Source organism: Microcoleus sp. F4-D5, from assembly GCF_036704885.1.
Classification (GTDB): domain Bacteria; phylum Cyanobacteriota; class Cyanobacteriia; order Cyanobacteriales; family Microcoleaceae; genus Microcoleus.
In genome coordinates this window covers 22886-46065 of record NZ_JAUBSX010000064.1, presented here as the reverse complement: position 1 = coordinate 46065, position 23180 = coordinate 22886, and the positions used below count along the sequence as shown (strand labels likewise).

20 protein-coding genes are annotated in these 23180 nt (G+C 45.0%); 15 read left to right on the top strand and 5 right to left on the bottom strand.

Annotated features, from left to right (window positions below; all coding sequences use genetic code 11):
• Positions 1-64: 64 nt before the first annotated feature.
• The 6 genes from QUA80_RS24585 to QUA80_RS24560 all read left to right on the top strand — a co-directional run bounded on the left by QUA80_RS24585 (position 65) and on the right by QUA80_RS24560 (position 7069).
• Complete coding sequence (locus QUA80_RS24585; protein WP_333427630.1) at positions 65-595, top strand: oligosaccharide flippase family protein; 531 nt, start codon at positions 65-67, stop codon at positions 593-595.
• A gap of 715 nt (positions 596-1310) precedes the next feature.
• Positions 1311-2648: a flippase gene (locus tag QUA80_RS24580; protein WP_333427629.1), complete on the top strand. Its 1338-nt coding sequence runs from the start codon at positions 1311-1313 to the stop codon at positions 2646-2648.
• Positions 2645-3844, top strand: coding sequence for a hypothetical protein (locus QUA80_RS24575; RefSeq protein WP_333427628.1), 1200 nt, complete (start codon positions 2645-2647; stop codon positions 3842-3844). Before QUA80_RS24580 ends, QUA80_RS24575 begins: the two co-directional genes overlap by 4 nt.
• A gap of 24 nt (positions 3845-3868) precedes the next feature.
• Positions 3869-4738, top strand: a complete 870-nt coding sequence (locus QUA80_RS24570; protein ID WP_333427627.1) for a hypothetical protein — start codon at positions 3869-3871, stop codon at positions 4736-4738.
• 98 nt (positions 4739-4836) lie between these two features.
• On the top strand, positions 4837-5769 hold the full coding sequence (locus QUA80_RS24565; RefSeq protein WP_333427626.1) for a glycosyltransferase family 2 protein: 933 nt from the start codon (positions 4837-4839) through the stop codon (positions 5767-5769).
• Positions 5770-5803: 34 nt separating this feature from the next.
• Positions 5804-7069 (top strand): glycosyltransferase family 4 protein, encoded by a 1266-nt coding sequence (locus QUA80_RS24560; protein WP_333427625.1) that lies wholly within the window; start codon positions 5804-5806, stop codon positions 7067-7069.
• On the opposite strand, the gene QUA80_RS24555 is transcribed toward QUA80_RS24560, so the two are convergent.
• Positions 7066-7824, bottom strand: a complete 759-nt coding sequence (locus QUA80_RS24555) for an FkbM family methyltransferase (protein WP_333427624.1) — start codon at positions 7822-7824, stop codon at positions 7066-7068. The genes QUA80_RS24560 and QUA80_RS24555 overlap by 4 nt on opposite strands.
• A 44-nt stretch (positions 7825-7868) precedes the next feature.
• Between QUA80_RS24555 and QUA80_RS24550 the strand changes: the two genes are divergently transcribed.
• The 5 genes from QUA80_RS24550 (at position 7869) to QUA80_RS24530 (ending at position 13395) form a co-directional block, all read left to right on the top strand.
• Positions 7869-8750 carry a glycosyltransferase family 2 protein gene (locus QUA80_RS24550; RefSeq protein ID WP_333427623.1) on the top strand — a complete coding sequence of 294 codons (882 nt, stop codon included), beginning with the start codon at positions 7869-7871 and terminating at the stop codon, positions 8748-8750.
• A gap of 87 nt (positions 8751-8837) precedes the next feature.
• Positions 8838-9989: a glycosyltransferase family 4 protein gene (locus tag QUA80_RS24545; RefSeq protein WP_333427622.1), complete on the top strand. Its 1152-nt coding sequence runs from the start codon at positions 8838-8840 to the stop codon at positions 9987-9989.
• A 116-nt stretch (positions 9990-10105) separates the two neighbouring features.
• Complete coding sequence (locus tag QUA80_RS24540) at positions 10106-11335, top strand: glycosyltransferase (RefSeq protein WP_333427621.1); 1230 nt, start codon at positions 10106-10108, stop codon at positions 11333-11335.
• A gap of 58 nt (positions 11336-11393) precedes the next feature.
• The gene (locus QUA80_RS24535) at positions 11394-12476 is read left to right on the top strand and encodes an NAD-dependent epimerase/dehydratase family protein (protein WP_333427620.1); all 1083 of its coding nucleotides are present in this window, start codon (positions 11394-11396) and stop codon (positions 12474-12476) included.
• A gap of 73 nt (positions 12477-12549) precedes the next feature.
• Positions 12550-13395, top strand: coding sequence for a WecB/TagA/CpsF family glycosyltransferase (locus QUA80_RS24530; RefSeq protein WP_333427619.1), 846 nt, complete (start codon positions 12550-12552; stop codon positions 13393-13395).
• Between the two features lie 352 nt (positions 13396-13747).
• Here QUA80_RS24530 and QUA80_RS24525 read toward each other — a convergent pair whose 3' ends face one another.
• Positions 13748-14686, bottom strand: a complete 939-nt coding sequence (locus QUA80_RS24525; protein ID WP_333427618.1) for a class I SAM-dependent methyltransferase — start codon at positions 14684-14686, stop codon at positions 13748-13750.
• 168 nt (positions 14687-14854) lie between these two features.
• On the opposite strand from QUA80_RS24525, the gene QUA80_RS24520 reads away from it, so the two are divergent.
• Positions 14855-14998, top strand: coding sequence for a hypothetical protein (locus tag QUA80_RS24520; protein ID WP_333427617.1), 144 nt, complete (start codon positions 14855-14857; stop codon positions 14996-14998).
• A 319-nt stretch (positions 14999-15317) separates the two neighbouring features.
• Here the strand turns inward: QUA80_RS24520 and QUA80_RS24515 are convergent, their stop codons facing one another.
• From QUA80_RS24515 to QUA80_RS24505, 3 genes are all read right to left on the bottom strand, one after another.
• Positions 15318-16277, bottom strand: a complete 960-nt coding sequence (locus QUA80_RS24515; RefSeq protein ID WP_333427616.1) for a DUF362 domain-containing protein — start codon at positions 16275-16277, stop codon at positions 15318-15320.
• A 124-nt stretch (positions 16278-16401) separates the two neighbouring features.
• A complete protein-coding gene (locus QUA80_RS24510; RefSeq protein WP_333427615.1) occupies positions 16402-16728 on the bottom strand; it encodes a hypothetical protein in 327 nt (108 codons plus the stop codon).
• A gap of 174 nt (positions 16729-16902) precedes the next feature.
• Positions 16903-18327 carry an aspartate ammonia-lyase gene (locus tag QUA80_RS24505; protein ID WP_333427614.1) on the bottom strand — a complete coding sequence of 475 codons (1425 nt, stop codon included), beginning with the start codon at positions 18325-18327 and terminating at the stop codon, positions 16903-16905.
• Positions 18328-18701: 374 nt separating this feature from the next.
• On the opposite strand from QUA80_RS24505, the gene QUA80_RS24500 reads away from it, so the two are divergent.
• The 3 genes from QUA80_RS24500 (at position 18702) to QUA80_RS24490 (ending at position 23129) form a co-directional block, all read left to right on the top strand.
• Complete coding sequence (locus QUA80_RS24500) at positions 18702-19151, top strand: hypothetical protein (protein ID WP_333427613.1); 450 nt, start codon at positions 18702-18704, stop codon at positions 19149-19151.
• A gap of 263 nt (positions 19152-19414) precedes the next feature.
• Complete coding sequence (locus QUA80_RS24495) at positions 19415-21280, top strand: hypothetical protein (protein WP_333427612.1); 1866 nt, start codon at positions 19415-19417, stop codon at positions 21278-21280.
• Between the two features lie 163 nt (positions 21281-21443).
• Positions 21444-23129, top strand: coding sequence for a DNA repair helicase XPB (locus tag QUA80_RS24490; RefSeq protein WP_333427611.1), 1686 nt, complete (start codon positions 21444-21446; stop codon positions 23127-23129).
• Positions 23130-23180 lie beyond the last annotated feature (51 nt).

The following is a 23180-nucleotide window of genomic DNA, read 5'->3' as shown; positions in this document are numbered from 1 at the left end:
GGACGCCCAGACATTTTAATATTCTCCTTTACTTTTCAGGTAACTCTAGCATAACTTTAGAAAAATGGTATTACTGCTGGCGGTGACAGCGGTTTTGCTACTGTATCCTAAGGATAGTTTAACTCTCTGGTTGGTGGAGATCGTCGCAGCCGGAACTATGTTTCAACCCTTTGAAACAATAAACTTTTGGTTTCAGTCCCAAGTTCAATCTAAGTATATCGCTGTTGCTAAAAACTCCGTATCTTTACTGGTTGCAGGAATCCGCATCGGATTGATTCTTGTCCAAGCATCGGTGATTGCTTTTGCTGGGGTGACTTTGGCAGACGTGGCTTTGGTGGGATTGGCGATCGCACTTGTCTATCAAAACAAGGGCAATAATTTGAAGTTGTGGCGAGTCAGTTGGCAGCGAGGCAAAAAACTGCTTCAGGAAAGCGGGCAACTCGTGGTGTCTAGCTGGGCGATTTTCATCTATTCAAAAATCGATCTGATTATGCTCGGTTTTGTAGATAAAACTGAGTCGGGATATTACACAGTTGCAGTTAAACTGTCGGAAATTTGCGATGTTTTGCCACTGATTATTGCTTCTTCTATTTAGCCCAAACTGGCACAGTTAAAAGCCAGAAACTACGCCGAATATCTAAAAAAGTTTCAGATTTACTCGGATACTATGTTATTTTGGTGGTTGAGAGTGGCAGTACCAATTTCTCTGCTAGCTCCTTTCAGAGTCCAGACTGTTTACGGCGAGTCATATGCAGCTTCAGCCGGGGTGCTATCAATCTACGTCTGGGCTCAATTTTCCCGCAACTTCGGGATAGCTAGAAATACCTATTTTTCTCTCGAAGGTCAACTGGGATAGAATTTTTACTTGACTGTAGTCGGCTCAATTTTTAATATAGTATTGAACTGTCTGCTGATGCCTCAACACGGAGCCTTGGGAGCAACAGTGACAAGTTTAATTACTTATTTTTATGTAAATTTTTTATGAAAATTATTACATAAAAAAATTAAAACGTTTCGGAAGTTTAATTTGGGGTTCGTTGAATTTATCCAAAGCAGCTTCTGTGCCGATCGGAGCGCTCGCCGGATGATTGAAATTAAAGAAAACTTCTCTTACCGCTCGGATTGTCTTGATGGTGGCAAGGTACTCAAAGCAATGAAAAAATTCTCAACCAGAACAGCGAGAAGTTTTTCAAGAAATGTTTAATTTCGGGTAAAATTTATGATAGTCTATCATAAGAAGCCTGGTTGTTAATTCCTTCTTGATGGCTAAAAAAACATATTTATTTATTATAAGGACTCAAAACTTTCTGATGTTAGAAAAGCTAACTGCGGCCAGTCAAAAACTCGGGCCAGGTCTCCGTCAGGTACTCGTGAATCTGGCGTGGTTGTTCACTGACCAAATTTTGCAAATGGGTCTGGGTTTGGTGGTAGGCCTTTGGGTAGCCCGCTATCTGGGGCCCGTTCAATTTGGCTTGCTGAACTACGCGATCGCCTTTGTGTCCGTCTTTAGTTCGGTAGCGACAATGGGATTGGGCAGCATCATCATCCGCGATATCGCCCGCAATCCTGAATGCAAAAACGAAACGCTGGGGACTGCCTTCGGGCTGCAATTTACTGGCGGCTGCATCACTCTGTTGTTAACTGTCGCGGTGATTTCGCTATCCAAACCTGACGACAGCCTGACTCGCTGGCTGGTGGGCATCATCGCCGCCGGAACTATCTTTCAGGCTTTTGAGGCGATCAATTTTTGGTTCGAGTCCCAAGTCCAGTCAAAATATACAGTCCTGGCGAAGAATTCGGTATGTTTTTTGGTTGCCGGAGTCAGAATTGGATTGGTGCTGATTAAGGCGCCGCTGCTTGCCTTCGCCTGGATGAGATTGGCAGAGGTGGCGATCGTAGGAATAGCTTATGTATATTTTTATCGCCTTACAGGAAATAAAATTCAGGATTGGCAATTCAGTTGGGCCCGGGGCAAGCAACTGCTGCGCGAGAGTTGGCCGATAATTTTGTCGGGATTGGCAGTTTATTTGTATTCAAAAACCGATCAGCTCATGCTGGGTGCGATGAATAAAAATGCTGAACTGGGATATTATGCGGCGGCTGTTAAAATATCGGAAATCAGCGATTTCTTCCCGATGATCATATCTTCCTCTATTTTTCCCAAATTAGCGAATTTGAGAGAGAGAAATTATGCAGAATATCTAAATAAATTTCAAATTTATTGTGATACGATGATGATTTTATGGTTGGGAGTGGCAATCCCTATTTCATTACTTTCTCCGTGGATAGTGCACGTGCTTTACGGTGAAAATTATGCTAAGTCTGCAGCGGTACTCTCTATCTATGTTTGGGCGCAATTTGGCAGTAACTTTGGAGTAGCGCGGAACACCTATTTTACGATCGAGGGTCAGTTGCGCTACAGTCTTTACTTGACTGTAATCGGCTCGATTTTCAATATAGCGTTAAACTTTTGGCTCATTCCTAAGTATGGAGCTTTTGGTGCTACGGCGGCTACTCTAATTACTTATTTTTACGTGATTATTTTAGTCAATTTCCTAATTAAGGAATTGCGCCCTTTTGGTAAATTAATTTGGCGCTCTCTTAACTTGTACAAGGCTGCTTCCCGGTTAATAGGATTACTAAAATGATTGAAATTAAACCCCAAATTCAGCATAAATCTAATTGCCCCACATCTGGGACGGCTTTACAGCCCGCAAAAATTTTGTGGCAGGGTATGCACATTTGTGTTGAACTTAAGTCGGACTCTGGTAGTGAAATAATCGATTTATTGAGAGTCGGTCATGGATCTCACACATCCCTTCAAGTTGATTTGGCAAAAGGAGAGGTTTTTTCGGGCAACAGTTACGTTGCGGAATGGTTGGGAAAACCGTTACTAAATTCACTCCAAAATCCTCGAAGCGAGAAACTTGAAATCACCAAAGAAATTTTCAAGCCGTGCCAGCGGGTCATAATTTTAAACTGTATTGACTATCTTTACGGTCACTCGTTATTAAAGTTGCTGAATGCACAAAGACACTTGGAGTGCAACCCAGAATGCGGGTTAATTGTGATAGTGCCTAAGTTTTTAAGGTGGATGGTTCCAGATGGAGTGGCTGAAGTCTGGACAGTACCTATTTCTTTAAAAAATGGCCGCGATTACTATCTTGATTTCGCCAAGTTTGTTGACGAACAAACGAAACGCTTCGAGCAAATTTATGTAAGCGAAGCCTATTCTCATCCGAGTCAGTTTGACATAACGCGGTTTACTAGAGTTCCCAAGCACAGCTTCGACGACAAAGAAGATGTGAATATTACCTTTATTTGGCGGGAAGACCGCCTTTTTATCAACAGTTTGCTGTTCCGAATTCTGAGAAAGCTGAATCTGCTTTCAATTGGGCTGGCAGTTCAAAATTGGAAGGTGCGGCGGTTATTTGAGGGAATTCGATCGCACTTACCTGTTGCAAAATTTGCAGTAGCAGGTTTAGGCACAAAGACTGATTTTCCAGAATGGATTGAAGATTACAGGGTAGATATGTTTAATGAAAAAATCGAGCAGGACATCTGCCAAGTTTATGCTGATAGCCGTTTAGTAATAGGCTTGCACGGCTCTAATATGCTGCTTCCTTCTGGTCATGCTGGCATGACCATCGATTTAATAGATGAACGGTGGGGCAACTTTGCACAAGACATTATTTACCAAGAGAGCAATCAGAAAATGGCTGCTTTTCGCTATAGATTTTTGCCCTATCAGACGCCAACTGATACACTGGCATTCATAGCGGCTGTAATGGTTCTGACTCTTGATGAGTTTAAATCCTACATGACTGCTGATGTTGTTAATTGAAAGGATGGAGGATAGCAGGAAAATATGACGAACTCTAAAGCCATAGTAACGCTGGCAATTGGTCAGAAATTTTTGGAAAACTGGAAAAATTTGTGCCAAGCAAACTGGCAAAAGTATGCAGATAGGCACGGATACGATCTTATTTGTATTGAAAAGCCTTTAGATGATTCAGCACGGGCACAAAAGCGATCGCCCTGCTGGCAAAAATGTTTAATTCTGGGCGAGGAATCTGTCAATAAATATGATAGAGTAGTCTGGGTAGATGCAGACGTTTTGATCAATTCGGCAAATGCTCCTTGTATTGTGGAAGGTGTGGCTGTTGATAAAGTAGGTGCGGCCCCAGAATGGGCAACACCTAACGAGCAGTTATCTGCTGAAGCTAGAGACCGATTGTTTGAAACTTGGGGAATTGCGGACGAAAAAAACGAGCGGGGTACTTATGCTAAGTACGGTATTCCTGCCGAATTCGATCGGATTGTCCAAGATGGTATTATGGTACTGTCACCGTCTCACCACCGATCGATTTTAGAAAAAGTGTATTATGAATGCGAGGAAACAGGGTTCGGTGAAATGCCTTGGCTTTCTTATGAACTGTTAAAAGCCGATTGCGTTCAATGGATCGATCCGCGCTTTAGCACTGTCTGGAACGTTCACAAAGCTTTGTATTACCCATTTTTGCTGCCCAAACCGCACACAAAACCAAGTTTATTTAACCGGGTAAAAGGCAAACTTTTATCAAAAGGAATACCGGGGCGGTTGGTGGACAGGCGGGCTAGCGATTGTGCAACAACGGCTCTAATCAATACTTTTTTCCTGCACTTTGCGGGTACTGCTGGTGAAATGAGACTGGTAGACTTAGAATCTACTTCCTGGCGAGATTTGCGACCTGGTTAATCTTTTTTGAGTCTATGCTGGAAGTAGGGTAAATACTTGCAATTGTTTTTGTACGAAGCGAGACTTGCATACAATTATCAATATAGTAGAGTCGTTAAATGCCCGATTTGCAATTGAAAACCCCTGTTGCATTTATTATTTTTAAACGCCCCCAAGAAACAGAAAGGGTGTTTGCAGAAATTCGCAAAGTAAAGCCGCAGAAACTATTAGTAGTTGCTGACGGGCCCCGTGCAGATAGACCGGGGGAAGACCAAGATTGCGATCGGACTCGTGCGATTATTGACCGAGTAGATTGGGACTGCGAAGTTTTGAAAAATTACGCTGACGTAAACCTGGGCTGTCGGCGGCGGGTTTCTAGCGGTATAGATTGGGTGTTTGATACGGTTGAAGAGGCAATTATTATTGAGGATGACTGTCTGCCTCATCCTACATTTTTCCGTTTCGCTGAGGAATTGCTCGATCGCTACCGAGACGATCGGCGCATCATGTCAATCTCGGGTCAAAATGTTCAGTTCGGCCGCAAAAGAACTGATTACAGCTACTACTTTTCTCGCTACAATCACTGCTGGAGTTGGGCGAGTTGGAGGCGAGCTTGGCAGCACTACGATTTAGAAATGAAGCTGTGGCCGGAAATTCGCGATGGTAATTTTTTGGCTGATGTACTCGGAGATCCGCAAGCTGTAAAAGTTTGGACAAAGACTTTTCAGCTTTGTTATGAGGGAAAAATAGATACTTGGGATTTCCAGTGGGCCTTTGCTAGCTTTATTCAAAATGGTATGAATATTCTGGCGAATGTCAATTTAGCTTCTAACATCGGACACGGTGCGGGAGGAACCCACACGGGGGATGCCAGCAGTCCCTACAATAATATGCCAGCAGAAGCTCTAACATTTCCGCTGAAACACCCGCCTTTTGTAATTAGGGATGCGCAAGCAGATAATTTTACTCAAAATACTTTGTATGATTACGATCCGCCCCTGCTGAAGAAAGTGCAAAAAAAAATCCATAAACTGTTGAAAAAAAACAAGTAAAATCCGAGATAACTCTAGATGATAGGCAGGGTAGATGAAGGTTGTACTTATTAATACTTCTGATAGCGAAGGCGGTGCAGCCCGCGCCGCTTATCGACTGCACCAAGGTTTGCAGGGAATTGGCGTGTCTTCGCAAATGCTGGTGAAAAATAAGAAAAGCGGCGCTCCGAATGTCATCTTGTCACAGAATGGCATTGCGAATAAGTTTGATAAGATTATTTCAACTATATCAAACTCGCCATTGCGACTTTATCCTGAAAGAAATCCCGCTATATTTTCTCCAGAATGGCTGCCGGACTCCCTGGCTGCTAAAGTTGCCAAAATTCAACCAGATATTATTAACCTGCACTGGGTTTGTGGGGGTTACATGCAAGTAGAAAGTGTTCCGAAGTTTAATAAACCCCTAGTCTGGACGCTCCACGATATGTGGCCTTTTACAGGTGGATGCCACTATAGCGAAGAGTGCGATCGCTACACTAAATCTTGCGGTAGCTGCCCGCAACTGCACAGCAGCAAAGATTCGGATCTGTCGCGGTGGGTGTGGCAGCGGAAAGCTAAAGCTTGGAAAAATATTGACCTAACTCTGGTTAGCCCTAGTGCTTGGTTGGCTAAATGCGCTAGTTCTAGTTCTTTATTAAAAGATTTTCGAGTTGAGGTAATTCCTAATGGCATCAATACTCAAAAGTACAAACCCATAAATCGTCACTGGGCGCGAGAAATCGTGAATTTACCTCAAGATAAACAAATTGTACTCTTTGGAGGTGCAAGCGGAACGGGCGATCGCTGGAAAGGGTTTAATTTGCTAGTATCGGCTTTGCAAAGCCTCAGCAAGTCGGGCTGGAAAGATCGGATAGAGCTGCTGGTTTTTGGTTCTTCTCAACCTGAAAATGCAGTTGAACTGGGTTTTAAAGCTCACTATTTGGGTAATCTAGCAGATGATATCTCCTTAGCAACAGTTTATGCAGCAGCAGATGTCTTCGTCGCCCCTTCTGTTTACGATAATTTGCCAAACACGGTGATGGAAGCTGGAGCTTGCGCCATCCCCAGCGTCGCATTCAATATCGGGGGACTGCCGGATATGATCGAACACTGCTCAAATGGCTACTTAGCGAAACCTTATGAAACAGAAGACTTAGCAAGAGGTATTGCATGGGTACTAGAAGATCCGGAGCGGCACCAAAAACTCTGCGCCCGGGCCCGTCAAAAAGTAGAACAAGAATTTACCTCAGACATACAAGCAAATCGCTATTTGTCTCTTTTTTCAGAACTCGCCACGGCTTCAAACACCACCGCCCCTTAAACCAACTGTTTCCGCTGCTGTGGCGTAGCAAAAAAATTAGACTTTCTAAATTGTCCGTTTTCTTTAACAAACACCATGTCTACTTGAGCTAAAGCTCCGTCGAGGGGACGGATGTAACCCCCAAAAATATCGTAGGTGACGAATCCGCGCTCTTTCATATAACTGACGATATCGTATAATTGTGGTCCGCCGACAAAGAATTCAAACAGGGATACTTCCAGAATGATTATTTCTGTATCCTCCAGCACCTGGCGAGAGCCGTCTAAAACATTAAGCTCAGCGCCCTGCACGTCTACCTTCAATAAATAAGGCCCTTTTAAGTTTCTTTCCCGGCACAAATCATCAAGGACAACCAGAGGAATTTCCCTGGGAACACCGTCGGCAACACTACCTTCTGACTCTTTGAGAGTAGAAGAGCCGTAAAGTTGACGGTGAACGTTAATCGTAATACTTCCAGCTTGAGCGCCGGCACCAGCCATGATATACTGAGCATTGTATTTTTGACAAATTTCTTTTAAATTTTTCTCGTATTCGATTAAAGGCTCTACCAGCAAAAAATTGGTTTGGGGAAATTTTTCGTACAATTCAAAAGTTCCGTAGGCAACCCCGACATCTATAACGGTTTCTGGTTGAAAACCCAACTTGATAAACTGATCGAGTACGCCGTACATAGATGTTCTCATGCCTTGACGCGGGAGATCGAATCCCAAAGGCTTAAGTATTTTATACGCTATTTTTTTGAGTAATTGCCTCATGTTTTTTTCCAGACTACAATATTGAATGAAACTATTATAGATTGATGAAACCACACAGCACTATAGCAACAATCATAACTTGCCATAACCGCAAGCAAAAGACCTTAGCTAGTCTCGCGGCGCTATTCAATCAGGTACTGCCTGCAGATGTCTTGCTGGTGGCGTACTTAGTGGACGACGCCAGCACTGACGGTACGGCCGAAACTGTGCAAGAGACTTATCCCCAAGTTAAATTGCTGCGCGGAGATGGGAACCTGTTTTGGAATGGAGGAATGCGGCAAGGATTTGCTGAAGCCATAAAGCAAAATTATGACTACTACGTCTGGCTCAACGATGACACTGTACTGGAACCGGAAGCCTTGAACACAATGCTGGCAACGTCCCGCTGCTTAGCTGAGCAAGGCAACACGCGAGCTATTGCAGTGGGTTCTACTCGCGACTCGGAAACTGGGGCGCTGACTTATGGAGGCTGGTTGCGGACTAGCTGGTGGCATCCTTTGCACTTTCGCCTGGTGCAACCGAGCGAGGAAGCTCAGCCTTGCCATACTATGAACGGTAACTGCGTTTTGATACCGCGAGCAGTAGTTGAAGTAGTGGGAAACCTAGACCCCGCATTCATCCACAGCATGGGAGATATTGACTACGGTTTGCGAGCGGTACAACAAAATTGTACAGTTTGGGTGGTTCCTGGATACGTGGGCACCTGCTCGACCAACCCGCCTGAGGGTAACTGCTGGGAAGACCCGAACATGAGTTTGCCCGATCGATTTAAAAAGGTACTGCAACCCAAGGGTTTTGGGCCAAAAGAGTCGAAAGTGCTGGTACAGCGGCACACGAATATCTTGTGGCCGATATATTGGCTGTTACCTTATTTGAGGTTGATTTTGATCTCGCTCCGCCGAGGATTTGTAGGCTATCGCGGCTGATAGTATTTTTGCAAGCGCAGGGAATGGGGAAGGTTTTTGGCGATACCGCCGGCTTTCTTGTCGTCGCTACAACTAAAGGTGAACCGCATGGATGAACTCCGCATCGCTTGGCTTGTCCCGGAAGTGGGTCTGGGAGCCTACTGGCAGCCTGTTTTGAGAGAATTTACGAAAGTGTTTAAAAACACAGTGTTTTACACTGGCGGTGTCTGGCCGGGATTCGATCCGGCAATGCCTGGATCGTCGGTAATTCAGCTAGTAGGAAAGACGAGTTTTGTCGAAACGACAAAGATAAATACAGGCTACGATCGCGGATTTATTGTAGTCTCACCAGCCATTATTGGGTATCTGCTTGAATTTCGACCTCATGTCGTATTGCCGCAAGCTTTCTCTTTGTGGACTGTAATTGTGGCTTTGTTAAAACCACTGATGGGATGGAAAATTGCGATTATTTATGATGGCAGTTCCCCGAATACAGACTTTAGAGATTCCAGTTTTCGGACATTTGTTCGCCGCATACTGGTGCGGTTTGCTGATGCTTTTGTTTCTAACAGTAATGCTGGCAAACAATATCTGATAGAAGCGCTTAACGTACCGGAGGAAAAAATTTTTACTAGAACCTATCTAGTCCCGGATGCGGGAGCTTTAATGAAACGGTTGGATCGAACTAAACCGCCAAATTTACAGTTAAAACGCCCAATTTTTCTGTATGTAGGGCGGGTGACAGCTAGAAAGGGAATTAAGACGCTTTTAGAAGCTTGCGCTATTCTTAAAAGTCAAGGTTATGCTGATTATTCGCTGTTGATTGTTGGCAAGGGAGATCAGCGGGAGGAACTGGAAGCTTTTATTAAAGATCGCAATTTTGAAGAGCAGGTAACTTGGGCCGGATGGGTGGAATATGGAAGTTTGGGTGCTTACTTTCAGCAAGCTGATGTTTTTGTATTCCCTACTTTTGAGGATGTCTGGGGAATGGTGGTACCGGAGGCGATGGTTTTTGGCAAACCCGTACTCTGCTCAAATGGTGCAGCTTCCTGCGAATTGATTGCTGAAGGGGAGAATGGTTACATTTTCGATCCTAGAGATTCTCAAGGTTTGGCCTCGGCGATGCGGCGTTTTCTGGACAATCCAGATTTGATTGAGTCGATGGGAGAGCGATCGCGCGAACTAATTGCTCAAAAAACTCCCGAAACAGCCGCCCAAGCTTATGTCGAAGTAACATCATTTTTAATGGTTAGCGGTTAAACTGTTGTGGGTAGTAGAAAAAAATAGCGTTTTTAAGTAACCAACAAAAACTAACCACTAACAACAAATTAAAAACTCACCCCTAACAACTAACCACTAACCACTAACAATTGCCGATGAAAATTCTTTTATCTGCGTTTGCCTGCGAACCCGGACAAGGATCTGAGGAAGGAGTGGGCTGGAATGCGGTGGTAGAAGCCGCCAAACATCAAGATGTATGGGTAATAACTCGCACCTTTTACCGTAACGCTATTGAAGCCTTCCTCGCGGCGAGCCCGAACCCTAACCTGCACTTCGTCTACATTGAGCCTTTCGGCTGGAGCGAAAACTTTAAAGGCAGACAGGGAGGGCTGCAATTGCACTATTACCTGTGGCAAATTTTGGCTTATTTAGAGGCGCGCGACCTCCACCGCAAAATTAATTTCGACATCGCCCGCCACGTCACCTACGTTAAATTTTGGTCGCCGAGCTTCATCTCGCTGCTGCCTGTTCCTTTTATTTGGGGGCCTGTGGGGGGCGGGGAAGCAGCCCCTAAACCTTTTTGGGAAGATTTTAGTTCCAAGGCAAAACTTTACGAAACCGCGCGAGACTGGGGGCAGCGCCTCGGTGAGAGAGATCCCTTTGCCAGGATGACGGCTCAAAGAAGCGTCTTAGCTTTGGCGACAACGGAGGACACGGCAAAGCGGGTGCGGGCGATGGGGGCTAAAAAGGTGCAGGTGCTTTCAGAAGCCGGTCTGTCAAAGGCAGAGATAGAGCGGCTGGGAGAGTGCAAAATGCCAGGGGATTCGCCGATCAGGTTCATCAGTATGGGGCGGTTGCTGCACTGGAAAGGCTATCACCTGGCTGTACGCGCCTTTGCCCGAGCTAAGTTGCCGAATGCCGAATATTGGCTGCTGGGGGACGGCCCGGAACGCGATCGCCTTCAGTCTTTAGCGCAAGAATTGGGCATTGCTTCTCAAGTTAAGTTGTGGGGGAAGCTGCCGCGCGAGGAAAGTTTGGACAAGTTAGGGGAGTCTCACGTACTGATTCACCCTAGCTTGCACGATTCAGGGGGGTGGACGTGTCTGGAGGGGATGGCGGCGGGGCGTCCCATCATCTGCTTGGATCTGGGAGGGCCTGCTACTCAAGTGACGGCACAAACGGGGGTAAAAGTACCTGCTTACAATCCAGAACAGGCAGTGCAGGGTTTAGCTGAGGCGATCGCTCATTTAGCAGGCGATGCCGAGTTGCGATCGCGCTTGGGTGAAGCAGGTCGAAATCACGTCAGGGAAATCTATGATTGGAATATCAAAGGTAAATTCTTTGCCCAATTGTGCGAAGATGTATGTAAGGGAAAATCACTATAACTTCCCATTTGTTCGATCGCACAAAACAAAGAAAACTATATTTTTTAGGCGGTAAAACGTGAGCGTTGCAATCATTACTGGATCGGCGGGTTTAATTGGCTCTGAGGCGTGTAAGTTCTTTGCCAAACAAGGTTTCGAGATAGTTGGTATCGACAATAATATGCGCCAGTTCTTTTTTGGTGCTGACGGTTCTACAAACTGGAACCGCCAACAGTTAGAAAAGTCCTTGGGAACCAAGTATTATCACTTAGATGTGGACATTCGCGACTACGAAGCGATTACCAATATCTTTCAGCGGTACGGCGAGTCGATCGAGTTAGTCATTCACACAGCAGCACAACCCAGCCATGATTGGGCTTGCCGTGCTCCGAAAATAGACTTTACCGTCAATGCCAACGGCACTCTCAATCTTCTAGAAGTAACTCGCTTGTACTGTCCCAAAGCAGTTTTCATTTTCACTTCTACGAATAAAGTATACGGCGATACGCCCAACAAATTGCCTTTAATTGAATTAGAACACAGGTGGGAAATTGAAGCGGGTCACACTTACGAAAGCGGCATTCGGGAAGATATGTCGATCGATCAGTGCCTGCACAGTTTGTTTGGTGCTTCTAAGGTAGCTGCTGACGTTTTAGTTCAAGAATACGGTCGATATTTTAATATGAACACCGCTTGTTTTCGCGGCGGCTGCTTGACCGGACCAAATCACTCGGGAGCTCAATTGCACGGCTTCCTCGCCTACTTAATGAAGTGCGCCGTCACGGGAACTCCTTACACCGTGTTTGGCTACAAAGGCAAGCAAGTTCGCGATAACATTCACAGCGCGGATTTAATTTCGGCATTTTATGAATTTTATAAAGCTCCCAGAAGCGCCCAAGTTTACAATACAGGAGGAGGCAGGTACAGCAATTGTTCGATGTTAGAAGCTATCCAGATGTGCGAGGCAATTGCGGAACGCAAATTTAATTGGACTTATGCTGAAGGAAATCGCATTGGCGATCACATTTGGTGGATTAGCGACAATTCAAAATTTTCCAGTCACTATCCTGACTGGAAAATGAAATATAACGTCAAACAAATCCTACAGGAGATTTATGAATGTAACCGCGAGCGTTGGCTGAAAGAGGGGTCGAAGGATTGAGTTTAAAAAAAGAACAGGGTGCTAATTTTGTAAACAATGGAATACAAAGTTAAAAAAATCATACAGGATATTTATGAGTGTAACGGCGAGTGTTGGCTTAAAGAGGTCTTCCATGATTGATAAAGGGAAAAAGAATGTACTGGGCATATTAGTAAATGCGGTTAATTATGAAGCCGCTGTGAGCAAAATTATTGCAGCAGCCAGCGCCCGAGAACCTATGTCTGTTTCGGCTTTAGCGGTTCACGGAGTGATGACTGGGGTTCTTGACAGGACTCATCGCTATCGGATCAATCACATTGACTTAGTATTGCCAGACGGACAGCCGGTGAGGTGGGCGTTAAATTTGCTCTACAATACGGGATTGCCCGATCGAGTTTGCGGACCGAATGCGATGTTACATATCTGCGAACGTGCCGCAGAAGAAGGATTACCTATCTATTTGTACGGATCTAAAGCTTCTGTACTGGAGGCTTTATCTCGCAATCTCTGCCAGCGTTTTCCCAAGTTAATTATTGCTGGAACTCAGCCTTCTAAATTTAGGCACGTTTCGGTTCAAGAGAAACAAGAAATTGCGCAGCAAATCCGCAACAGCGGTGCAGCAATTACTTTTGTCGGTTTGGGGTGTCCGCGACAAGAAGTCTGGGCCTACGAATACCGGGACGACTTATCAATGCCGCTGATTGCTGTAGGTGCTGCTTACGATTTTCATGCGGGTAATTTGGCTAAAGCTCCTGAGTTTTTATCTAAGATAGGTTTGGAATGGCTGTTTCGCATGATTAAGGAACCAAAGCGCCTTTGGCAGCGCTATGTTTTTTTGAATCCGCTTTATATCTGGCTGTTTTTGCTGCAAGCTTTGAAAATTAAACATTTCGACCCCACAGACGCCACGCCCCCTGTGGAAGAAGTATTGTATGGTTGAAATTTAAAAGTTATTTGTGAATTATGGTGTTCACAACTAAAAAGTAAAAAAGCAAAAAGTAGAGATCGTAACTAATTATTTTGAGGTGCAACTGCGATCGCATCTTCAAGAGGATTTACGCCAGAAAGCAATTTTTAGATTTCTTTATGGGGTAAGGTGCGCACTGCGCACCCTACATATACAGTTTGTGGGTCAGTCTCGATCGAGTCAGGTTGAGTGCTGGGTCAATGTCGCATTTTGTCCGATCGCACTCCTGGCATTGGGAATTATCGCAGGGGAGGGCAAAAGTATTGTGACTGTGTAACCAAACTTGATATAAAACCAAAAATTTATTGCCCTTACCTCGCTCTTGCTATGGCTTTTTGGCCACAACCCGGATCGAATCGTACTTGTTTTCATCAGCCGCAAAAATAGTTTTCAGAAGTAGGTTCCAAGCTTGGACTTTACTGTTTTCTTTGGGCTTTACCGTCCGATGAAATTCCATTGAATTGAACAGATTAAAAATGTTTCTTTCTTCATCGATCCAACTGTTGGTAAATTGGCGATAGTAGCCATTAAACTCGGTAGAGATTATCTCAAATCCCACTTTTTCACAGATAGCGCGAAAGCTCTGCGGTGTGAAGAAATACAAATGCCTCGGTACATCCAGATGCATCCATGCAACCCCTGATGACTTCAGTCCAATACAAGAGTTATTTGGTACTTCCATCACCAATTTGCCGCCATCTACGAGCAAATTCATGGCATTTTGCAGTGCCAGTAAAGGATCTCTGGTATGTTCGAGTACGTGGTTCATCACAATCATGTCGTACTGTCTAGACTTGACTTCCGGGGGCAAAGATTCAGCAGTACCATAAAATACATCAAGATCTCGCTGCTGGGCCAAAACCAAAGCTTGTCGATCGGGTTCTACGCCCCAGACTTTGTGACCATCTGCTTGCAGTTCTGCCATCAGTTCGCCGTTGGCGCAACCGATTTCTAAGATCGAGTACGAAGCAGTCCCAAACTGTTGCTTCCACCATTGACTTGTGACATCTACTCCGCGATCGAAACGCCAAGCTAGATGCGTGCGCAATTTATCGAATAAGGAAATAGAAGATGAAGAGTCGGAATCTGTAGAGTCTGCATGATGAGTATAATACTCGTCAATTTCGTAGAAGCTGGCGATTTTTTTGAGTTCGGGTAAAGGATGAATGCATCCAAGTTGTGACTTTTCGCACCAGTACAATTGAAATGATTCTTTGTTTCCAGGTCTGCGCCAATCACCCGGTATCAATAGCCACGGTTTCATAGTCTGTCCCGATATAGGACAGACGACGGTAGGACTTAAGCAATTTTGACTTGGCATTTTAGTTTTCATTATTTAGGTACTTGACGTACTAATAACCACTAATCTTAGATTTCAAATCCGCAAAGAAAGTATCTGCCAGCGACCGTTGCGGAATCCGAAACACAGCCGATGACTGCCCCAAAATTATTAGGTTTCGGAAACGCGATTGCTGCGGCGTGGTTTTCAGCTTACATCGAAATTAAACTAACTCATTTAACTTGCTTTGTCACGTTTGATAAAAAACTATACATTCCGCGATCGGGCTGTGAGTAATTTTTCCTATATTGAGGAATTAAGCAATAATTTAAGTATAAATTAAGTTATAAAACTGGGTAGCGATGTAGGCTGAGATCGAGACAAATAAAAACTTTCTTGCCTTTGTAGCTAAATAATATTGCTGAAATCTTTGGCGACAGCGAAGTATAAAATTTACGATTTCATCTATCAGTAGCCACAAATTTTGCGCCCGGTACAGTTCCTTGACATAAAAATTTACCTCCCAGTTAAGTGAGGAAGCCAAACTTTTGTTTAATCTTCCTCACACGAGGTGGTTGACAATGGCTCATTTTTATGTATCTGTCGCGAAGGCCTCCTATCGATCGGCGTAAGCCCCGACCCGTTCTTTGATAAAGCGGATATAAAAATGCCTGAAACTAGACTTAATCACCCGAGGCATACCAAAGTCGATCGGCATCATATTTGCCGGCAACTTCCAATCTAAAATTTTCACGTCTTCCGGGTGCAAAAGCGGAAAATCGATCGCCTCTAAATTCGAGCAAAGTCCCAATCTCACCGCCGCAGCTAGAGTCGGAACCGCTGCCGGATCGGCATTAATAATTTCAACTAAAGTTCTGTCCAAAGCAAACACATCATCAGACGCGCCCAAAATTCCCAAAAACTTAGGTTCGCCGCCGCTTGGCCCGTTACCTTCGTGACCGATAATTCCATCCAAAATCGTCAAATTTGGGTTAATTGCCCGGGCGGTTTCTACCAGCATTTGACCGAATCTGGCGCTATCTTTGCCCGCTTCCATGTGCCACCAAGCCTTCATTTTGCCGGGGACGCAGCCGAACAAATTTTTCACGCCCATTGTCACGGTTAATTGAACGTGAGATTTGAGTTTGGGCAAATTAATCACGACATCTGCTTCCATTGCTTCTTTGCAAATTCGCAGATGATTGAAATCTTCGCTGACAGTTTTGTAGCGTTTTCCTTGAAACTCAACTACTGGCAAATTCAGTTCTTGCAACAGCGGCAAATAACCGTTGGCTTTGGCTACACCCATTGCGCTACCAAAAGCTGGACTATCACCTAAAAATGGTTTTCCTCCCGCTTCCACGACCATTTTAGCCACGCAGTAAACCAATTCTGGGCGGGTGACGCATTCTTTAGTAGGGCGAGAACCTGTCAGGAGATTGGGTTTGAGTAAAACCCGATCGCCCGATTTGACAAAAGCCGAGATTCCGCCCCAGGGTGCCAGCAAACTTTCTAAAGATGCTTGCAAGATTTGGCGATCGTATGAATTGGCACGAATTAAACTAACAGCAGACATAATTATGAATTAATTTGTAATTGGCGATCGATCGGGAATGATTTCAATGTAACGCACGCACGGAACACCTTAAGCAGGGCGATCTGCGCGCACCTTACCAGAATAATCTCAATACAAATTGGTCTTAAGTATCCATCGGCAATCTACCAACAGCAGCCCGCTGCATGGTACTGACTCGCAGCGAGTTAGAGAATATTCCTTGACCTTGAAGTTCCGTAATAGCAGGTTTCACTTCTATTTTTACCACCCGGGCAGTGCAAATAAAAACGGTTTGATCGGCTAAATGAAAAGTCAACCAAGGTTGATTTAACAAATTCAGCACTTCCTCTTGGAATTCTTGTGCAGGAATCGGAAGAGTAAAGGTTTCTGCGTGACCTTCCACATAATGAAATGTCACTTGAGTCGTGTTCTCTTTATCGTGAGTTAATTTGCCAAAAGAACCTGCGCGCATAAATTTTGCTCCCAAACTTTAGACTATAAAAAAAATCCAGAATTAAATGTAAAAAACTTGAATTCTGAATTTTTTAACTTTAACCTGTGACAGCGCTTAGACAGAAATCAGAATGCTGAAGCCTGAATTATATCGAGTTCAGCATTCTAGTTTCTACCTGATACCTTCGATCTTCTAAACGTTAGCAGAAGATGCCGGCATCGCACTCATTTTCTCTAAATCTAGAACTTTTGCCAAGTCTTCTGCACTCATTAAACCCCTTTCTAGCACAATTTGCCGCAAAGATTTGCCAGTTTCTAGGGATTCTTTGGCGACGGCGGCAGCGTTGAGATAGCCGATGTGAGTGTTGAGGGCGGTAACGAGGGCGAGACTGCCTTCAGCGTAAGCGAGACACCGATCGCCCTTAGCTTCAATTTTGGCGAGGCATTGTGCAGTCAGCGCGCTGATGGTATTGCCCAAAATTTCGATGCTGTGAATCAGATTGTAGGCAATCAGGGGCATCATCACGTTCAATTCTAATTGTCCCGCTTGGGCTGCCAGGGCGATCGCGCTATCGTAACCCATAACTTGAAAACACACCATCGATGTCATTTCTGCCATCACAGGGTTGTATTTTCCCGGCATAATTGACGAACCCGGTTGCACGGGAGGCAGTTGAATTTCTTTCAAACCCGTTTTCGGCCCGGAGTCCATCAAACGCAAGTCATGGGAGATTTTAACGCAATCTTGAGCGAGATTTCGCAGTGCACCGGACACATTTACAAACGGCGCCATACTCTGCATAGCCGCCATTAAATGCCTTGCTGGTTTCAGGGGTTGATCGGTTAATTCTGAGAGAATTTCAGCCACTTTTTGACAGTATTCTGGGTGAGTATTTAAGCCAGTCCCCACCGCACTGCCGCCCAATCCCAAGGATGTCAAATCCCCCGATGCAATTTCAATGCGAATGCGATGTTCTCTGAGAATTTGCGCCCAAGCGCCGAAGGTTTCGCCGAGTCGAACGGGCACAGCATCTTGCATGTGAGTGCGGCCGGATTTAACAATATCTTTGAATTCTTCTGCTTTGTTTTCTAGGGCGACTAGGGCATCCGACAAAGCCGGAAAAAGAGTCTTTTCTAACGCCAACAATCCGCCGATCCGAATCGCAGTCGGAATCACATCATTGGTCGATTGACCGTAGTTTACATGATCGTTGGGACTGACGCGCTTGTAGTTGCCTTTTTCCTCGCCCATAATTTCCAAAGCGCGATTTGAAAGAACTTCATTAACATTCATGTGGTGAGAAGTTCCAGCCCCGGCTTGGTAGACATCAACTACAAATTGGTCGCGCAATTTGCCCGCTAGGATTTCATCTGCTGCTTGCACAATTGCTTGACTGATGTCTTCTGGAATGCAGCCGAGTTCGCCATTGGCGATCGCCGTTGCTTTTTTAATTAAAACACAAGCATCAACGTAAGTTGATAAAGGCTTAATGCCGCTGATCGGGAAATTTTCAATAGCCCTTAGAGTTTGGATGCCGTAATAGACATTCGATGGGATTTGTTTGTCTCCCATCGAGTCGCTTTCGGTGCGGTAGCTGATGGTTGGCTGTTGAGTCATATCGTCTGGTTTGTGATAATTAGGAAGTGTACAATTTTTTGGGTAACACCACGCTGCGGGTGTTTTTACTGGGGAGCATCTCTGTTTTGCATTTATAGTGCGAGCGTCCCCGCTCGCGATTTGTAGAATACGCGAGCGGGGACGCTCGCACTATAAAAAAAAATGCTTTTTGCAAAACTGAGATGCTCCCTTTTTGCGGTACCGCGCCCCCTGGTGATCGTACAGTAATGCGTAAGTTGCGATCGCCTAAAATTATCTCACATTTCGGGGTTCCCTCTCCAATCAAGTTGGCGGTAAGGGCGATCGCACGCAGACAGCCCCAGTTAGCTATAATCTTACAAGCAAACAAATTTCAATCTTACTGTTAAACTCCCATGAACAAACCAGCAAATAATTTAAAATATCCGATAAATATTTTGACGTTCTGTTTAAGTGCCTCGCTGATTTTTCCGGCTTCAGTCAAAGCCTTATCTAACCTAATTACCACCCCAACCATCTCAGAAAAATCTACTGTTTTAGCTGCGGTACAAAAAGAGCAAACGGAGTTCCTAGAAGGTGTTTATTCGGCGGAAGTAAAAGGAAGAGTAGCGCCTGGAACTTTCAATAGTTATTTGGTCGCAGTTAAAAAAGGTAAAAGAATCAAAGTCCAGGTCAAATCACTTAAAAATAATGCTGTATTTACAGTCATAGACTCTAACAAAAAAACGATAATTAAAGAATCAAAAATCTGGTCGGGAGTCGTTTCCAAAACGGGAAAATATCAAATAAATGTAGGTACAGAACGAGGAAGTGCTAGTTACACTCTGTCATTTTCGATCGACTAATTGTATGGTGCGTCGCCACGAGATATTGAAGCTGCTTGGAGATTGTTGGTAGCGACGCACTCTACGTTCTAGAGTAGTGGTGTAATTCCGAGTTTTTTAAAGCGTCTAATTTTGTAAGTTATCAGATAAAAATAGCGTCTGTTTAACAATAAATATTAAACCAGACTTCTGAATTTTGTTACAAAAATTCAAATTACAAATCGGGGAAAGTTGTTATAGTTGGTAGCACAAACAATTTTGCAGCAGGCGAATTGCCAAAAATTATGCCGCGTTACCAAACCCTAGATGATGTTCCTACCCTCCAAGAGGCACTCGAAGGAATAGTTGTTGAAGATTTAAAAAAGCTGTATGCACTGTTGTCGGGCGAGCGTAAATTAACCCGCAAAGCTGACCTGGTTGCTGGGATTAAACAGCAAATGCAGGGAGAAAAACTCAAGCAAGTTTGGGCGCAATTAGACGATTTGCAAAAAGCGGCCGTAGCGGAAGTTATACATGGGTCAGGTGATGGCTATGATGCCGATGTATTTATGGCGAAATACGGACAACAACCAAACTGGGGAACAAGCGATCGCTATGGATACAACCGAGAACCATCCCTACTGTGCTTGTTCTTCTACGGCACTGCGATACCCTACGATCTGGAAGAAAAATTGCTGAAGTTTGTGCCAAAACCTCAAGGAAATTCCTTAAATGTAGTTGGCGATGTACTGCCAGATAATTTTATAGTTCGTGTAGAAAAACATAACTTTCGTACATCTAAAAGAGAGGTATCCGAGTACGAACTTCCTTTGACTATTTTTGAAATGGAACGGGCAGCCCCAAAGGATTTGGAAGCAGTTTTGCGTCTGATTCAGTCGGGCAAAGTTGCCGTTAGCGAGAAAACCGCATTACCCGGTGCCGCAACTCTCAAAGCGATCGCCGCCGTATTGCAAGGGGGTGATTTTTATAACGACGAACAGCGCCAAGCTACCTTGGAAAAGGGCGATATATTCTACGAGGTTGGTAACATCAAATCCTTTGCTTGGGCCGCGATCGCCCAAGCGAGCAAATTCGCCGAACAATCGGGCAAAAAGCTAGTTTTGACCAAAGCGGGACAGAAAGCTTTGCAAGAATCACCTGCCAAAGGATTACAGACAGCATGGAAGCGCTGGTTAAAAACAAACTCTTTTGATGAATTTCGCCGCATTGATGCGATTAAAGGACAAACCGGCAAGGGCGCGCGCGGCATGACAGCGGTGGCGGGGCGGAGAGAGGCGATCGCCTCAATTTTAGCAGAATGTCCTGTCGGTAAATGGATTATGTTTAGCGAATTTAGCAGGTATCTATTGGCAACGGGCAATCGGTTTGAAGTAACGCGCGATCCCGACAATCTCTATATTTCTGAATTTGGGTATGGTAACTTAGGATATTCCGGCAGTCACGATTGGCATATCCTGCAAGAAAGATATATGCGCTGCCTGTTGTTTGAGTATGTTGCTACCCTGGGAATAATTGATGTTGCCTATGCCGATCCGTCCCTCGTACCCAGCGATTTTGACGATCTTTGGGGAACGGACGATTTGAGATTTCTCAGCCGCTACGACGGCTTAATGTCTTTTCGCCTGACAGCTTTGGGGGCTTACTGTTTGGGATTGACTCACAATTACACCCCGCCAGCAATTGAGTTCCGTCAAACACTCCGCGTACTGCCCAATTTAGATATTGTTGTGGCAGGAGAAGGCATCGCGACATCAGATGCGATCGTCCTCGATCTCTATGCTAAAAAAGTTTCAGATGTCGTCTGGCAACTCGACCGACAAAAGCTATTTACCGCCATAGAAGCCGGATACCCGCTAGCAGAATTTAAAGAACTTTTACAGACAAGAAGTATCGAACCGCTACCCGAAACCGTACAGCAATTTCTGACAGATGTTACAGCACGATCGAATAGTTTGCAAGATGCAGGAACTGTCAAGTTAATCGAATGTACTAACGCCCATTTAGCGTTGTTGATTGCCAATGATTCCCGTACCAAAAAATTCTGTCAGCTAGCGGGCGATCGCACTTTGGCAGTTCCATTATTCCAGGAAACTAAGTTTCGCAACGCCCTGCGGCAGATCGGCTACGTCTTGCCCCAGCGGCATAAATAGTACGATCGATCGATCGATTTTAGATTTTAGATTTTAGATTTTAGATTGTCATCAGTCAATCGATTTTAGATTTTAGATTGTCATCAGTCAGCAGTCAACAGTCAACAGTCAACAGTCGTTTCGGTGCAACCCGAATTGGTATTATCTGCGATCGCAACAACCTATGAATTATGTTCCCGAAAATGCTTTGATCGTGCAAAGCGATCGATCGATCTTACTAGAAGTTCACGCACCCACAGCACAACAGGCGCGAGAAGCGATCGCCCCTTTTGCCGAATTAATTAAAAGTCCCGAACACATCCACACCTATCGCATCACGCCCCTCAGCGTGTGGAATGCGCGGGCGGCGGGAATGCCAGTTGAAGAGGCGATCTCCGCTTTGCGAAACTATGCCAAGTATCCCATTCCTGAGTCCGTAGCGCAGGAAATTGAACTGTTGGGGGCGCGGTATGGATTAACTGTAATTGAAAGAATCGATGCGCGTCGCCCCGATTTACAACTGCGAATTGCCGATTTGCCCCTAGCGGAATTGCTGGTACGGGACGATCGCGTCAAACCAATGTTGGGCAAGCGCATTTCGGATTTTTGCTTTCAAGTCGATGCCGGGAATCGCGGCGTACTCAAGCAAGCTTTACTAGCGGTGGGCTATCCGGCAGAAGATTTGGCTGGATATGTCGAGGGTGCCGAATTAGGGATTTCTTTGCGCGATCGAACTTTAGCGGACTTGCCCTTTAAGTTGCGTGCTTATCAACAAGAAGCAGCAGAGGCATTCTATCAGGACGGCGAGGTAAAAGGTGGAAGCGGGACGATCGTCCTACCGTGCGGGGCTGGTAAAACCATAGTCGGGATGTTAGCGATGAGTTTGGTAAAGCAAAAGACACTCATCCTCACCAGCAGTTTGACTTCAGTGCACCAGTGGCGCAGGGAAATATTAGACAAAACGAGTTTAACTGAGGATGCGATCGCAGAGTACAGCAGTGTCACCAAACAGACGGCTGCTGTCACCCTATCGACTTACCAAATGCTAAGTTATCGATCGAATAAAGATGATGAATTCCCGCATTTCGAGTTGTTTAATGCGGAATCGTGGGGATTGATTATTTATGATGAAGTCCATCTATTACCTGCACCGATATTTCGGATCACTGCTGAATTACAAGCACGACGCAGGTTAGGTTTAACTGCGACATTGATTCGCGAAGACGGGAAAGAAGGCGATGTATTCACGTTGATTGGGCCCAAGCGCTATGACGTACCTTGGCGCGAATTGGAAGGACAGGGATTTATTGCCACTGCCAATTGTACGGAAATCCGCGTCGCCCAAAATGAGGCGCAAAAAATGGAATATGCCCTAGCGCCCCGCCGCAATCAGTTTCGGATTGCGGCGGAAAATCCAGCTAAGTTGGATGTGGTGCAAAGTTTGTTGCAAAAGGAGGCGGGACACCGTATTTTAATTATTGGTGAGTATCTCGAACAGTTGGATGCGATCGCCAAAATTACCGAATTGCCTCTGATTACGGGGAAGACAAAACAGGCAGAGCGCGATCGGCTATACGAAGCATTCCGTCACAAAGAAATTCCAGGATTAATTCTATCTCGCGTGGGCAATTTTGCCGTCGATTTACCCGATGCCGATGTTTTAATTCAAGTATCGGGAAAGTATGGTTCTCGCCAAGAAGAAGCGCAGCGCCTCGGACGAATTCTCCGCCCCAAAGCCGACGGACACAATGCCAGCTTTTATACATTAGTATCGCTACAAACTTGCGAGGAAGATTTTGCCCGACACCGCCAACTCTTCCTCACCGAACAGGGCTACAACTATCGCATAGAAGTTCAAAAAGATGGTTAGTTAGCGTTGCATAATAGACCTATTACAATATTAACGCGCTTGTAGTTGCCT

Excerpts from the sequence above, each read along its gene's own strand:
- QUA80_RS24585 (WP_333427630.1), top strand. The coding sequence starts at position 65 with ATGGTATTACTGCTGGCGGTGACAGCGGTTTTGCTACTGTATCCTAAG.
- QUA80_RS24580 (WP_333427629.1), top strand. The coding sequence starts at position 1,311 with ATGTTAGAAAAGCTAACTGCGGCCAGTCAAAAACTCGGGCCAGGTCTC.
- QUA80_RS24575 (WP_333427628.1), top strand. The coding sequence starts at position 2,645 with ATGATTGAAATTAAACCCCAAATTCAGCATAAATCTAATTGCCCCACA.
- QUA80_RS24570 (WP_333427627.1), top strand. The coding sequence starts at position 3,869 with ATGACGAACTCTAAAGCCATAGTAACGCTGGCAATTGGTCAGAAATTT.
- QUA80_RS24565 (WP_333427626.1), top strand. The coding sequence starts at position 4,837 with ATGCCCGATTTGCAATTGAAAACCCCTGTTGCATTTATTATTTTTAAA.
- QUA80_RS24560 (WP_333427625.1), top strand. The coding sequence starts at position 5,804 with ATGAAGGTTGTACTTATTAATACTTCTGATAGCGAAGGCGGTGCAGCC.
- QUA80_RS24555 (WP_333427624.1), bottom strand. The coding sequence starts at position 7,824 with ATGAGGCAATTACTCAAAAAAATAGCGTATAAAATACTTAAGCCTTTG.
- QUA80_RS24550 (WP_333427623.1), top strand. The coding sequence starts at position 7,869 with ATGAAACCACACAGCACTATAGCAACAATCATAACTTGCCATAACCGC.
- QUA80_RS24545 (WP_333427622.1), top strand. The coding sequence starts at position 8,838 with ATGGATGAACTCCGCATCGCTTGGCTTGTCCCGGAAGTGGGTCTGGGA.
- QUA80_RS24540 (WP_333427621.1), top strand. The coding sequence starts at position 10,106 with ATGAAAATTCTTTTATCTGCGTTTGCCTGCGAACCCGGACAAGGATCT.
- QUA80_RS24530 (WP_333427619.1), top strand. The coding sequence starts at position 12,550 with ATGAGTGTAACGGCGAGTGTTGGCTTAAAGAGGTCTTCCATGATTGAT.
- QUA80_RS24525 (WP_333427618.1), bottom strand. The coding sequence starts at position 14,686 with ATGAAACCGTGGCTATTGATACCGGGTGATTGGCGCAGACCTGGAAAC.
- QUA80_RS24520 (WP_333427617.1), top strand. The coding sequence starts at position 14,855 with ATGACTGCCCCAAAATTATTAGGTTTCGGAAACGCGATTGCTGCGGCG.
- QUA80_RS24515 (WP_333427616.1), bottom strand. The coding sequence starts at position 16,277 with ATGTCTGCTGTTAGTTTAATTCGTGCCAATTCATACGATCGCCAAATC.
- QUA80_RS24510 (WP_333427615.1), bottom strand. The coding sequence starts at position 16,728 with ATGCGCGCAGGTTCTTTTGGCAAATTAACTCACGATAAAGAGAACACG.
- QUA80_RS24505 (WP_333427614.1), bottom strand. The coding sequence starts at position 18,327 with ATGACTCAACAGCCAACCATCAGCTACCGCACCGAAAGCGACTCGATG.
- QUA80_RS24500 (WP_333427613.1), top strand. The coding sequence starts at position 18,702 with ATGAACAAACCAGCAAATAATTTAAAATATCCGATAAATATTTTGACG.
- QUA80_RS24495 (WP_333427612.1), top strand. The coding sequence starts at position 19,415 with ATGCCGCGTTACCAAACCCTAGATGATGTTCCTACCCTCCAAGAGGCA.
- QUA80_RS24490 (WP_333427611.1), top strand. The coding sequence starts at position 21,444 with ATGAATTATGTTCCCGAAAATGCTTTGATCGTGCAAAGCGATCGATCG.